The organism is Microbacterium sp. M3, from assembly GCF_033548675.1.
Classification (GTDB): Bacteria; Actinomycetota; Actinomycetes; order Actinomycetales; family Microbacteriaceae; genus Microbacterium; species Microbacterium arthrosphaerae.
This window is the reverse complement of the sequence record NZ_JAWTZT010000003.1, coordinates 304,168-317,045: the sequence shown is the minus strand read 5'-3', so window position 1 is coordinate 317,045 and position 12,878 is coordinate 304,168. Positions and strand designations below refer to the sequence as shown.

General features: G+C 73.5%; 11 protein-coding genes. 5 read left to right on the top strand and 6 right to left on the bottom strand.

Translation table 11 applies throughout. The annotated features are described in order from the left end of the window. Nucleotides 1–16: 16 nt before the first annotated feature. From aqpZ to R8Z57_RS11210, 6 genes are all read right to left on the bottom strand, one after another. A complete protein-coding gene (gene aqpZ / locus R8Z57_RS11235) occupies nt 17–805 on the bottom strand; it encodes an aquaporin Z (protein WP_318353853.1) in 789 nt (262 codons plus the stop codon). 275 nt (nt 806–1,080) lie between these two features. Then, complete coding sequence (locus R8Z57_RS11230; protein WP_318353852.1) at nt 1,081–2,382, bottom strand: DUF58 domain-containing protein; 1,302 nt, start codon at nt 2,380–2,382, stop codon at nt 1,081–1,083. Nucleotides 2,383–2,451: 69 nt separating this feature from the next. Continuing rightward, entirely contained in the window at nt 2,452–3,474 is a 1,023-nt protein-coding gene (locus R8Z57_RS11225) for a MoxR family ATPase (protein WP_318353851.1), read from the bottom strand. Then, on the bottom strand, nt 3,471–4,679 hold the full coding sequence (locus tag R8Z57_RS11220; protein ID WP_318353850.1) for a DUF4350 domain-containing protein: 1,209 nt from the start codon (nt 4,677–4,679) through the stop codon (nt 3,471–3,473). Before R8Z57_RS11220 ends, R8Z57_RS11225 begins: the two co-directional genes overlap by 4 nt. After that, nucleotides 4,676–5,362, bottom strand: a complete 687-nt coding sequence (locus tag R8Z57_RS11215; RefSeq protein WP_318353849.1) for a DUF4129 domain-containing protein — start codon at nt 5,360–5,362, stop codon at nt 4,676–4,678. The genes R8Z57_RS11220 and R8Z57_RS11215 overlap by 4 nt, the downstream gene beginning before the upstream one ends. After that, a complete protein-coding gene (locus tag R8Z57_RS11210; protein WP_318353848.1) occupies nt 5,353–6,906 on the bottom strand; it encodes a glycerophosphoryl diester phosphodiesterase membrane domain-containing protein in 1,554 nt (517 codons plus the stop codon). The genes R8Z57_RS11215 and R8Z57_RS11210 overlap by 10 nt, the downstream gene beginning before the upstream one ends. Nucleotides 6,907–7,173: 267 nt before the next feature. On the opposite strand from R8Z57_RS11210, the gene mtrA reads away from it, so the two are divergent. The 5 genes from mtrA to hpf all read left to right on the top strand — a co-directional run bounded on the left by mtrA (nt 7,174) and on the right by hpf (nt 12,806). Further along, entirely contained in the window at nt 7,174–7,854 is a 681-nt protein-coding gene (gene mtrA / locus R8Z57_RS11205) for an MtrAB system response regulator MtrA (protein WP_318353847.1), read from the top strand. A 7-nt stretch (nt 7,855–7,861) separates the two neighbouring features. After that, a complete protein-coding gene (gene mtrB / locus R8Z57_RS11200) occupies nt 7,862–9,580 on the top strand; it encodes an MtrAB system histidine kinase MtrB (protein WP_318353846.1) in 1,719 nt (572 codons plus the stop codon). Next, nucleotides 9,577–11,271, top strand: a complete 1,695-nt coding sequence (locus tag R8Z57_RS11195) for an LpqB family beta-propeller domain-containing protein (protein ID WP_318353845.1) — start codon at nt 9,577–9,579, stop codon at nt 11,269–11,271. Before mtrB ends, R8Z57_RS11195 begins: the two co-directional genes overlap by 4 nt. A gap of 94 nt (nt 11,272–11,365) precedes the next feature. Next, nucleotides 11,366–12,025, top strand: a complete 660-nt coding sequence (locus tag R8Z57_RS11190) for a ComF family protein (RefSeq protein ID WP_318353844.1) — start codon at nt 11,366–11,368, stop codon at nt 12,023–12,025. Between the two features lie 121 nt (nt 12,026–12,146). Beyond that, entirely contained in the window at nt 12,147–12,806 is a 660-nt protein-coding gene (gene hpf / locus R8Z57_RS11185) for a ribosome hibernation-promoting factor, HPF/YfiA family (RefSeq protein ID WP_318353843.1), read from the top strand. The last annotated feature ends 72 nt before the right edge of the window (nt 12,807–12,878 follow it).

Sequence of the window (12,878 nt, the reverse complement as noted above, 5' to 3'; positions counted from 1 at the left end):
CGCGTTTGCGGCGGCGTCAGCGCACGCGCGCCTCGGCGCGGTCGGCCGGGAGCGGCTTGGGCTCGAAGAGCGCCCGGTGAAGCAGCCCCGCGAGGAGGCCGCCGACGATCGGGAACACGATGAACACCCACACCTGCGAGAGCGGGCCTGCACCGCCGTAGATCGCGGCGGCGATCGAGCGCGCCGGGTTCACCGACGTGTTGTCGATCGGGATCGAGATGAGGTGGATGAGCGTCAGCGTGAGGCCGATGGCGAGCGGCGCCAGCGCCGCGGTGCCGCGCACCGTATGCGTCACGCCGAGGATGATGAGCACGAACAGGCCGGTGAGCAGGATCTCGGCGATGATCGCGGCGCCGAGCCCGAAGCCGCCCGGCGAGAGCTCGCCGTAGCCGTTCGACGCGAAGCCGCCGTCTTGGGCGTTCGCGAGCCAGTCGGTGGGTCCGAACAGGCCGATAAGCACGATCAGCGTCGTGCCGAGCGCCCCGCCGATGAGCTGCGCGATGATGTAGCCGATCGTGTTGCGCCATTCGAAGCGGCCCGCGACCGCCAGGCCCAGCGTGATCGCCGGGTTGAAGTGGCCGCCCGAGATGGGACCGAACGCGTAGGCCCCCGCGAGCACGGTCAGACCGAAGGCGAGCGCGACGCCGACGAAGCCCACGCCGAGCGGGTTGCCCTCCGACCCGGCGGGGAAGTTCGCGGCGAACAGCGCCGTGCCGACGCCGCCGAACACGAGCACGAACGTGCCGATCGCCTCGGCGACGAGCTTGGTCGCCGTCGAGGGGGTGTTTCTGGTGGTATCCGACATGGGCGGACTCCTTTCCTCGTGGTGAGGCTAGCGCTCCGTCCAGGGTTTTCTCAGGAAGTGCGGGCGGAGTGTCTGCGGATGACGGCCGATCACGCCAGGTTTCGCCGCGTGTTCAGGCGTTCGTTCCCGGTGGTTCCGATGACGGATGCCGCGACCGCACGCCGTCGGCGGCGTCGATCTTCGCCCGGGCAACGACCGTGCCCCGGCGCTCGCGCACGCCGGGGCCTGCTCGCGCACGCCCGGGCCCGCTCGCGAGCCCGGCGCCGTCCGAGCGGTCAGAGCCGTCCGGCGGCCTTGAGCGCGAGGTAGCGGTCGGCGATCCGCGGGGGGAGGTCGTCGGGGGTCGCGGCGATGGCGTCGCCCCCGGCCCGGCCGATCGCTGCCGCGACCACCGCGGCGTCGTGGGCGCTCCGCTCGATCGCCGCGGCCCGGTACACGTCGGCGGCGTCGGGCCGTTCGGGCGCGCGGTCCGCCTCGTCGGTCACGGTTCCGACGACCACGTGCGCCCCGCGCGCCACGGCCGGCAGCGACCCCAGGAATCCCCGCGCCGACTCGGGCGCGTCCTGTGCCGTCAGCAGCACCACCAGAGACGGGCGCGACGTGAGGGCGCGCACCTGGCCGAAGGCGGCATCCCAGTCGGTGTCGATCAGCTGGGGCTCGACCGGCGCCATCGCGTCGACCAGCGCCGGGAGGAGGGCCGGGCCCTCGACGCGGGTGACCCGGGCGCGGATCGCGCGGTCGAACATGAGCAGGTGCACGTGGTCGCCCGCGCGGGTGGCGAGGGCGGCGAGCAGCAGCGCGGCCTCCATCGCGGCATCCATCCGCACTCCGTCGCCCACGCGTGCGGCGGCGGTGCGGCCGGTGTCGATCACGATGACCACGTGCCGGTCGCGCTCGGGACGCCACGTGCGCAGCATCGTGGTGTGCGCCCGGGCGGTCGCGCGCCAGTCGATCGAGCGCACGTCGTCGCCGCGCACGTACTCGCGGAGGCTGTCGAACTCGGTGCCCTGCCCGCGCACCTGCACGCTGGTGTTGCCGTCGAGCTCGCGCAGCCGCGCGAGCCGCGAGGGCAGGTGCCGCCGCGCGGTGAACGGCGGCAGGACGCGGACGGCGCCCGGCTCGTCGAGTCGTGCCTGGCGCCCCGCCAGGCGCAGCGGGCCGTCCGCGCGCACCACCACGAAGCGCGAGCGCAGCTCGCCGCGGCGCCGGGGGAGGAGCGGCACCGGCACCGCGCGCGCCTCACCGGGCGGGATGTCGATGGCCGGACGCTCAGCCGGGGCGCCCGCCGTCGGCTGCCACGCGTCGCGGACCCGCCCGTGAACCGCTCGGTCACCGGTGTTCCGGAGCACGAGCTCGACGACCACGGGCTGACCGAGCAGCACGCGCCGCGGCATCCGTCGCATCACGGTGAGGCGACGCGGGTCCGGGGCGGCCGCCGCGTCGGCGAGGGCCGCGATCAGGCACAGCAGCACCCACCCGACCATCGCGAGCCACGCGTCGACGCCGGCGATCGAGAGCAGCACCACCGGCACCGCGCCGACGGCGAGGAGCAGGGGAAGGCGACCGGTGACGTACATGCTCTCCTGGGTGGTGGGGCTGGATGGGCGGGTATTTCGAGACGCTCGCCGGCGCTCGGTCCGTCGGCGTCAAATGGGCACGCGGGTCTGCTGCAGCACCGACCCGAGCACCGCGTCGACCGAGACGCCTTCGAGCTCCGCGTCGGTCCGCAACCGGATGCGGTGGCGCCACGTCGGAACGAGCATCGTCTGCACGTGGTCGGGGGTGATCGCCGGGTAGCCGCCCAGCCAGGCCCATGCCTTCGACGCCGCCAGCAGCGCCGTGGCCGCGCGCGGCGACACGCCGAGCTGCACCGACGGGCTGCGCCGTGTGGCCTGCGCCAGGTCGACGACGTAGCCGAGCACGTCGTCCGACACGGTGACGGATGCCGCAGCCCGCCGTGCCGCGCGGATCTCGTCGGCCGTGGCGGCGCGGCGGAGCCCGGCCGCCGCCAGGTCGCGCGGGTCGAAGCCGCCGGCGTGTCGGCGCAGCACGGCGAGCTCGGCATCCCGCGCGGGCACCTCGACGATCAGCTTCAGCAGGAACCGGTCGAGCTGCGCCTCGGGCAGCGTGTAGGTGCCCTCGTGCTCGATCGGGTTCTGCGTGGCGGCGACCAGGAACGGGTCGGGGAGGGCGCGCGTCACGCCGTCGGTCGAGACCTGGTGCTCCTCCATGGCCTCGAGGAGCGCCGCCTGGGTCTTGGGCGGGGTGCGGTTGATCTCGTCGGCGAGCACGACGTTCGTGAAGACCGGGCCCTCGCGGAACTCGAACTCGCCGGCCTTCGCGTCGTACACCAGCGAGCCCGAGACGTCGCCCGGCATGAGGTCGGGCGTGAACTGGATGCGCTTGGTGTCGAGTCCGAGGGCGGCCGAGAACGCCCGGACCAGCAGCGTCTTGGCGACGCCGGGGACGCCCTCGAGCAGCACGTGCCCACCCGCGAGCAGCGCGATCAGGAGGCCGGTGACGGTGCCGTCCTGCCCGATGACGGCTTTGCCGACCTCGAGGCGCACGCGGTTCATCGCCTCGCGCAGCGCGGCTTCGTCCAGGGGTGCGGGCCGTGGCTCGGACGCGGCGGGCGTGGAAACGGCGGACGTGGCGGGCGTATCCGTCATCGGGGGCTCCCTTCGGGGCGGACGGCCGCGTGGACGGCGGCCTCGAGGTCTGTCAGGCGTGCGCTCAGGGCGACGAGGTCGGCGTCGGTACGGGGGATGTCGTCGATCAGGATGCCGCGGACCAGCCTGCGATCCAGCCCGGCGCGCCCGGCGGCGGCGTCGGCGATGTCGGGGGCGGCGGCATTCCCGCCGAGGCCGAGAAGCGCGGCGAGGCGGCGGAGCGTTCCGATGCGCAGGCGGTCGGCGGCGTGCAGCGGGTCGCGGGCCCGGGCGTAGAGGCGCGCGCGGCCCTCGGTCGTCTCGGACGCACGGACGGTCACCGGCAGGCGTTCGGCCACGAGCGGGCCGAACCTCCGGCCTCGCCAGACGCCGGCCGCGACGCCGGTGACGAGCAGCAGCACGATGACGGGGCTGACCCACGGCGGGGTGAGTTCCCCGAGCGAGGGGTCGCTGTCGGCGAGGTCGGTGTCGCCGACACTCGGCACGTACCAGACGACGAGCGGATGCCGCCCCATCAGGTTCGCCGCCAGCGCCGCGTTGCCGTTCTCGGCCAGTACGTCGTTCGTGAAGAGTGCGCGTGCGTCGACGGCGGCGACGCGGCCGCCCGGGGTGTCGGCGACCAGCAGCCCGAAGCCCTCGCCAGCGGGATAGCACCCGGTCGCGTCGCCGGGCTCGTAGAGGCCGCCGGGAGCGATCGCTCCTGCGCGATCGGCGTCCGCGACGTCGCAGTCCGGCGGGACGGCGTCGTCCGCGGCGACGCCGGCGGGGGAGGCGCCGGGGAGGAGCAGGTCGAGCGTGCGGGCGCGCGGCTCGATGAGCACGACGTCGGAGGCGGCATCCGCCAACGCCGCGACGGCGTCGTCCGACAGGGCCGGGGCATCCGGGAGCACGAGGGTGGCCGGGCCGCGACCGAGCGCCGCGGACGCCGCCGCGCGGTCGCGCGCGACCTCCACTTCGACCCCGTGATCGCGCAGCACCTCGGCCAGCGCGCGGGCACCGGCCGGGCCGGTCGAATCCGGGTCGAGCGCACCACGCTGCGCCCACTGATTCGCCGCCGACACGGCGCCGCCGATGCCGCCGATGACCAGCAGCCCGAGCGCGATCGCCACCCACGCTGTCACCGCCCTGCGACGCGGGGGCGCGGCATCCGTCGTCCCCGTTGCCTCACGTGTCGTGGCGGGGGAGGGCGGGAGGGTGGCGGTCATGCGGTCGCCATCTCCCGCACGGCGGGGCGCGCGGCGACGAGCGCGTCGTCGAGCGACGTCACCAGACGGTAGAGCTCGGCGGTGCCGGGGCGGCGCAGGTACCGCACGTCGTCGAACACCGTCGCCGCCTGCTCCAGGCGCGGCGCCAGCGCGGGGAAGACCCCTGCGGCGGCGCGGGCGAAGGCGTGCACGGTCGCGCCCGGTGGCGGGTCGACGACACCGCGCTCGAGGCAGCCGCGAGCGAGTGCCCGGAAGCGCAGCACGATGGCCTGGTCCCAGTCCCCCGCACGGGCACGTTCGGCGGCCGCGGCCCGCAGCTCCGCCGCCGAGCGCTGCTCGCCCTCGCCGAAGAGCAGCGGCGTACGCGCGGCCGCGCGACGCGTCGCGCGCGGCATGCCCCACACCAGGAAGGCGGTGACGATGACGGCGATCACCACGATGGTCGCGACGAGCGCGAATGTCGAGCCCCACGCACCCGAGATGTCGGGGTTCAGCAGCGACGCGATGAAGTCGCCGATCGCCCGTGCGATGCGATCCACGGGCGTCGGTTCGGCGACGTCGTACGCCGGGTCGGAGAGCTCCTCCTCCGCCCACCGTCGCGCCTCGTCGCCGTCCGGCGTGAGGGGCGGGACGGCCTCGACGGCGCCCAGCAGCACGCGCGACGCTGTGGAGGTCAGGCCCACGGCGACTCGCGGTCGGTTCCGTCGGTGGCGGCGCCGGGGGCGGTCCAGCTCGTCGGCGACGGTTCGGCGGGGGCCGGAGCCGGCGGCGCGGGCGGGGCGTGAGACGCCTGCGGCGCCGGTGGGTGGGCCTGCTGCGCCGGGTGCGCCTGCTGCGCCGGGTACTGCGGGTAGCCCGGCTGCGCCGGGTGTGCCTGCTGCGCCGAGTACTGCGGGTAGCCCTGCTGCGCGGGGTAACCCTGCTGCGCCGGGACGCCGGGCTGCGCCGGGTAGCCGCGCTGCGCCGGGTAGCCCTGCTGTGCGGGATACGGCTGCGGCGCCGGGTACTGCGGGTAGCCCTGCTGCGCCGGGTACTGCGGATATGCCTGCGGGGGGTGGCCCTGCTGCGTCGAGAACGTCGGTCCGTACCCGGCCGGCGCGTACGCCGCCGGGGAGCCCGCGTAGCCGGGGGCCGGGTACGCGCCCGGCACGCCGCGCGGCGCGATCGCCCGCCCGACGTGCTGGCGGTAGGGATCGGGAAGGCCCGCCGCGTCGAGCCCCGTGCCGGGGGACCGGGCCGCGTCGCGCTGCTCGACGTACGCCAGCAGGTCGAGGTCGAGGCCTTCGCGGCGCATGCGGCAGTCGATGTAGATGAGCGAGGTCGCGGTGGCCTGCACGACGACCGCGACCGACTGCAGCAGCAGCGTGAACACCTGCGTGAGCAGGGCGCCGGCGACGAGCCCGATGATCGCGCCGGCCTCGGGCTCGCCCGTCGGCGTGACGATGGTGGTGAGCCCCAGCGACAGGAAGCTCATGGGCAGGCTCACCACCTGCGCGACCGCCGCGAAGATGACGCTGATCACGAGGATGATCCCGAGCGCCGGCCAGAACCGTCCGCGGGTCAGCGTCCACGACCGCGACACCGCCTGCAGGATCGTCGCCCGCTCGACGATGATCGCGGCGGGCACGAGCAGCAGCTTGATCATCAGCCACCACGTCAGCGGGATCGCCGCCAGGATCACCAGGATCGTCAGCGCGATGGCGGCCGGCGCGGCGACCAGGGCGATGCCGATGATCGCCAGCACCACGACCGCGATGAGCGCGACGACCGACAGCACGAGCAGCAGCGAGTACCCGATGAGCCGCCACGCGATCGGCTTGACCTGGCGCCACAGCGCGCCGAGCGTCAGCTTCTCCGAGACCGCGGCCCGCGTCACCTCCACGACCACGATGCCCTGCACGATGACGCTCAGCGCGCCGGCCGCGAGCGACAGCACGATGCCGGCGATCGCCGTGATGGCGATCGACCCGGCCATCACCGTGTCGTACTCCTCTGTGCCCGGCTGCAACGTGTCGAGTCGCGAGAAGGTCGCCCAGGTGACGGCCAGCACGCCGCCGAGCATGACGACGTACGCGAGCGTCTGGACCACGAGCGCGAACCCGAGCAGCACGCGGGGGTTCTGGCGCAGCGCGGCGAACGAGCGGCCGAGGATGGTCCCGAACGACAACGGGTGCAGCGGGATGATCCCGGGGCGGGACGCCGGCGTCCAAGCCGGGTACGCGGTCACGGTCTCCCCTTCCGTCGGCGCCGGCTCGCGGCGCGCGGGGCGAAGTCCGCGCGGTCGTCCGGTCGGCGTGTTCCCTATCGTTCCACATCGGCCGGATGCCGCAGCCGCCGTCCACAGCCGCATCGCGTCCAGCGCCGACCGAGGCCTCTCGGCGCGCGTTCGGGCGAGGTTCGGCCGGTCCACAGGCGGTGTCGACTACTCTGGGGGAGCGCATGGGGACGGCGCGTGCCGTCGACCGTGCCGGGACAGAAGGAACGAACACGCGCGATGACTTCACGCATCCTGGTGGTCGACGATGACACCGCCCTCGCCGAGATGATCGGGATCGTGCTGCGCACGGAGGGGTTCGAGACGGTGTTCTGCGCCGACGGCGCGCAGGCGGTCGACGCCTGGCGCACCGAGAAGCCCGACCTCATCCTCCTCGACCTGATGCTGCCGGGCATGGACGGCATCGAGATCTGCACGCGCATCCGCGCCGAGTCCGGCATCCCGATCATCATGCTCACCGCGCGCACCGACACGGCCGACGTCGTGAAGGGCCTCGAGTCGGGCGCCGACGACTACATCGTCAAGCCCTTCAACCCGAAGGAGCTGGTCGCCCGCATCCGCACGCGCCTGCGCCCGAGCGCAGAGCCCGCGAGCGACACCCTCCGGATCGGCGACCTCACCGTCGACGTCGCCGCGCACGAGGTGCGTCGCGGCGACGCGCCCATCGCGCTCACCCCGCTGGAGTTCGAGCTGCTCGTCGCGCTGGCGTCGAAGCCGCAGCAGGTGTTCTCGCGCGAGATGCTGCTCGAGCAGGTGTGGGGCTACCACTACAAGGCCGACACGCGCCTGGTGAACGTGCACGTCCAGCGGCTGCGGGCGAAGGTCGAGAAGGACCCCGACAACCCCAAGATCGTGACGACGGTGCGCGGCGTCGGCTACCGCGCCGGCGCCGTCGTCTGAGGTCCCCGTGACCGCGCCGATCACGGCCGTCACCTCCACGCCGACGGTCGTGCCGTGGTGGCGTCTGTGGCGATCGTGGCCGGGCAGCATCGCGGCGCTGTGGCGCCGGTCGCTGCGTTTCCGCACGATCCTGGTGACGATCGGCCTCACCGCGTTCGCGGTGGTGATCGCGTGCGTGTGGATGGCGCTGGCGATCCAGAACGACCTGTTCGCGTCGCGCAAGGATCAGGTGCTCATCGACGCCGAGCAGGCCCGCGCGGCTGCGCAGCGCACGCTCGACAACGCGGTGCAGAGCGACGCCGTCCAGATGCAGAGCGTGATGACCCTGGCCTACACCTCGCTGCGCGACCAGTCGACCGCGAACATGTTCGCGGCCTACCGGATCGGGCCGCCGGTTCCCAACGCCCCGCAGGACTTCAGCACCGCGGAAGGGACGATGGAGGAGCTGCTGACGCCCGCGATGCGCGTGCTCGTCCGGGAGAACCCCGATCAGCAGATCTGGCAGTCCGTCGCCCTGCCCGACGGGGCCGAGTCCACCGTTCCCGGCATCCTGGTGGGCCAGCAGCTCGATGTGGGCATCGCGTCGTACGAGCTCTACCTCGCGTACGACCTCGCCAACGCCCCGCAGACGCTCACCTTCGTGCAGCAGACGCTGTGGGTCGTCGGCATCGGACTGGTGCTCCTCATCAGCGGCATCGCCTGGTTCGTGCTCCGATCGGTGACCACGCCGATCAGCGAGGCGGCCGACACCAGCGCGCAGCTCGCCGCCGGCCGGCTGGACGTGCGGCTCGAGGTCCACGGCGAGGACGAGCTGGCGACCCTCGGACGCTCCTTCAACGCGATGGCCGACAGCATCGAGTCGCAGATCAAGGAGCTCGCCGATCTGTCGCTCGTCCAGCAGCGCTTCGTCTCCGACGTCTCGCACGAGCTGCGCACGCCGCTCACCACGATCCGCCTCGCGGCCGACATGATCAACGACCAGCGCGACGAGTTCGATCCCGCGACCGCGCGGGCGGCGGAGCTGCTCAACGCGCAGGTGCAGCGGTTCGAGACGCTCCTCACCGACCTGCTCGAGATCAGCCGCTACGACGCCGGGTCGGTGCAGCTGGAGCTCGAGCCCACGAGCCTCGCGCACCTCGCCGAGGACGTGATCGGGTCGATGGAGCAGCTCGCCGAGCAGCACGGCACCGATGTGCGCCTGGTGGCGCCGGGTGGATACTCCCCGGTCGACATGGACCCCCGGCGCGTGCGGCGCGTGGTGCGCAACCTGCTCGGCAATGCGATCGAGCACGGCGAGGGGCGTCCGATCGTGGTCACCGTCGACAGTGATCAGCAGGCGGTGGCGATCGGGGTGCGCGACTACGGACTCGGCATGAGCGCCGACGAGGTCGAGCACGTGTTCGACCGGTTCTGGCGTGCCGATCCGTCGCGCAAGCGCACGATCGGCGGCACCGGGCTCGGACTGTCGATCGCGCTCGGCGACGCGAAGCTGCACGGCGGCGAGCTGGCCGTCTGGTCGGCGCCCGGGCGGGGCACCAACTTCGTGCTGACCCTCCCTCGCCAGAGCGCCGGCCTCGGGGGCGCCTCACCGATCGCGGTGGACCCCGGCGACGACGCCCCCGCGCTGGAGGACCTCGGGCTCACCGAGCCGATCACGCTTCCGAGAGACGTGCCCGGCGCCGACCGGACCGGGTCGGATGCCGCATCCCGAGGAGGTTCCGCATGACCCGGGCGCGCGGCATCCTGGCCCTCCTGCTCGCCGTGTGCGCACTCGCCGTGAGCGGCTGCGCGGGCTTCCCCACGAGCGGACCCCCGGAGTACGGCCTCGAATCCGGCGGAACCGGCAACGGGTCGCCGAACGTCAACTTCATCCCCAACCGGCCGCAGCCCGGGGCGACGCCGCAGGAGATCGTCGAGGGCTTCATCGACGCCGGCTCCGGTCCCGGGGTGGCCGAGAACTGGGACGTCGCGCGGGAGTTCCTGGCGCCGTCGCTCGCCGAGACCTGGCGGCCCGAGACGAGCGTGACCGTCGACGAGCGCGCCGAGCGCGACTACGTGGAGACCGGCGACGGGGAGGTCGACTTCGCCTTCGACGTGGTCGGCACGGTCGACGACAAGGGCGCCTACCAGCGCGCCGAGCTCGCCCCCGGGTCGCAGACTTTCCGGCTCGCGCAGCAGAGCGACGGCGAATGGCGCATCACCGAGGCACCCGACGGCATCTGGCTCGACGAGGGGCAGTTCCCGACGGTGTTCCATCGGTACCCGCTGATGTACTTCGACCCCACGTGGCAGTTCCTCGTGCCCGACGTGCGGTGGTTCCCCATCACGAAGGCCCGGGTCAGCATCACGACCGCCCTCGTGAACAAGCCGATGAGCGAGTGGCTCGCGGCCTCGGTCAAGACGGCCTTCCCCGACGACGTGGTCGCCACGGCATCCGTTCCCATCGATGCCGACGGTGTCGCCGAGGTCGACCTCTCCGAGACGCTGCTCGCGGCCGACCCCCTGTTCCGCGACCGCATGCTGACGCAGCTCGAAGAGAGCCTGCGGGCCGCGGGTGTGATCGACGTCGTGATGAGTGTGGACTCCGCTCCCATCGACGCGCAGCCCGTCGCGGTACGGTCGACCCGCGTGCCCGTCGCGCCGCTCGTGCTGACGGCCGACGGCTTCGGCTTCCTCACCGGCGACGAGGTCGACCCGATCCCGGGTCTGTCGGACGCCGTCGAGTCCGCCGCTCCCGTCAGCGTGCAGGTGGGCCCGGAGCGGGAGTTCGCCGCCGCGCGACTGGGCGATGGGCGCGTGGTGCGGCTGAATGCCGGCGGCGTGGATCCGGAGTTCGCCGACACCCGCAGCGGCCTGGTCGACCCCACCATCGATCCTTTCGGAATCGTGTGGAGCGTGCCCCGCGAAGACCCCGGGGCGGTGCGCGCGTACCTCCCGTCGGGCGACCCGGTCGACGTCGCCGACGCCTGGAGCGGGGCGACCTCCATCTCGGCGATGGCGCTCTCGCGCGACGGCACCCGCGTCGCCGCGGCGGTCATGGCGGGCGGCCGCACGATGGTGTGGGTCGCCGGCGTCGTGCGCGACGGCGACAACGTCCCCATCCGGCTCTCCGCCCCCGTGCAGCAGCTGGCGGTGGTCGCCGGGACCGGCATCGGCATCACCTGGATCGACGACATGAGCGTGGGGGTGCTGGGCAGAGGCGAGTCGCAGTCCGTGGTGGTCGAGCAGCTCGTCGGCGGGCCGACGGCGAGCTCGGTCGCCGCGCCCGACATGGCCTCCATCGCCGGCGGCACGGGCATCTCGAGCCTGCGGCTGCGGGCCGAGGACGGCACGCTCTTCGTGAAGCGCGGCACGGTGTGGCAGCCGACGGCGACCGGGATCCTGCTGCTCGCCACGCAGCAGGGCGCTCCGCAGTAGCGGCTCCTCCCCAGTCGAGGCGCGGGCGCGGCTGTCCACGGATGCCGCGCAGCGGCGTCGCGGACGGGCCGCAGGCCGCGAGGCTGTCGCCGTGATGAGGGAATTCGCCGTCGCCGTGCGTGCCGCCTGCGCCGACGCGCTCGCGCTGCTCCTGCCCGTCTGCTGCGCCGGATGCGACGAGCCCGACGTCGTGCTGTGCGAGCGCTGCCACCTCGCGCTCGCACCGGCGCCGCGACGGCGTCGCGTCGCGGCGCCCGGCGGCGACATCGCGGTCTGGAGCGGGCTCGAGTTCGACGGCGTCGCCGCGCGCGTGCTGCGCGCGGTGAAGGAGGAGGGGCGGACGACCCTCCTGTCGGCGTGCGCGCCCGCGTTCGCCGCGGCGCTCGCGAGGGCCGGTGCGGCCGGGGCGGTGCTGGTGCCCATGCCGACGTCCGCCGCGTCGTACCGCCGCCGCGGATTCCGGGTGCCCGACCTGCTCGCCCGGCGGGCCGGGCTGCGCGTGCGCCCGCTGCTGCGCCAGGCGCGCCGCACGGCCGACCAGCGCGGGCTCGACCGCGACGCGCGGCGCCGCAACGTCGCGCGGAGCCTCGTCGCGCGGGATGCCCGCGGCCTTCGGGTGGTCGTGATCGACGACGTCGTCACCACCGGGGCGAGTCTCGCCGAGGCCGTGCGCGCCCTGCGGGAGGCGGGGGTCGACGTGGTCGCGGCGGTCACGTTCGCCGCCACGCCGCGGCGCGCGCGCACACCTCGGTGAACGCGATCTGCCGCATTCGAAACTCACAGGTGACAGAGTCCGGACGCGCGGCTAGCGTGGGGAGGACAAGGCGACTCATGGTCCGCCCTTGACCGGGAGGACCGGAACAAGGAGGTCAGGGATGGAAACCAGCATCGTCGGCGTGGGAGTCGGGATCACGGATCGCTTCCGCAGTGTCGTCGAGGAGAAGGCCGCCCGAATCGAGCACCTCGCACCGCGCGCGCAGCGCGTGGACGTCAAGGTCACGCACCGCGCGTACCACAACGGTCGCATGGAGGACGAGACCGTCGAGCTGACGGTCGACGGACGGGGGCCCGTGATCCGGGCCGAGGCCACCGACGGCGACAAGTTCACCGCACTCGACCTCGCGGTCGACAAGCTGTGCGAACAGCTGCGCCGCGCGAAGGACAAGCGCGTCGACGCACGCAACCACCCCCGTGGCGCCAAGTTCGAGAAGGGGAGCGGCGCCCTCCAGGGGATCGATGTGCAGCCGGCATCCGTCGACGTGCTCCGCGCCGTCGCGACCGGTGAGATCCCGATCATCACGGGCAACGAGGAGGAAGAGGGCTACAGCCCGGTCGTCATCCGCACGAAGGAGTTCCACCCCGAGTGGATGTCGGTCGAGGAGGCCGTCGACCGCATGGAGCTGGTCGGACACGACTTCTTCCTCTTCATCGACGCCCGCACCGACCACCCGAGCGTGGTCTACCGCCGCAAGGGCTGGGACTACGGCGTGATCTCGCTGACCACGCAGGCCCAGCCGGACGAACTGGCGTCCTGAGACACGACCGAAGAGGGCGGTGGCCGCGGCCACCGCCCTCTTCGCGCGACTGCCCGTCGAGGTCGCGGCCGC

Excerpts from the sequence above, each read along its gene's own strand:
- aqpZ (WP_318353853.1), bottom strand. The coding sequence starts at position 805 with ATGTCGGATACCACCAGAAACACCCCCTCGACGGCGACCAAGCTCGTC.
- R8Z57_RS11230 (WP_318353852.1), bottom strand. The coding sequence starts at position 2,382 with ATGTACGTCACCGGTCGCCTTCCCCTGCTCCTCGCCGTCGGCGCGGTG.
- R8Z57_RS11225 (WP_318353851.1), bottom strand. The coding sequence starts at position 3,474 with ATGACGGATACGCCCGCCACGTCCGCCGTTTCCACGCCCGCCGCGTCC.
- R8Z57_RS11220 (WP_318353850.1), bottom strand. The coding sequence starts at position 4,679 with ATGACCGCCACCCTCCCGCCCTCCCCCGCCACGACACGTGAGGCAACG.
- mtrA (WP_318353847.1), top strand. The coding sequence starts at position 7,174 with ATGACTTCACGCATCCTGGTGGTCGACGATGACACCGCCCTCGCCGAG.
- R8Z57_RS11195 (WP_318353845.1), top strand. The coding sequence starts at position 9,577 with ATGACCCGGGCGCGCGGCATCCTGGCCCTCCTGCTCGCCGTGTGCGCA.
- R8Z57_RS11190 (WP_318353844.1), top strand. The coding sequence starts at position 11,366 with ATGAGGGAATTCGCCGTCGCCGTGCGTGCCGCCTGCGCCGACGCGCTC.
- hpf (WP_318353843.1), top strand. The coding sequence starts at position 12,147 with ATGGAAACCAGCATCGTCGGCGTGGGAGTCGGGATCACGGATCGCTTC.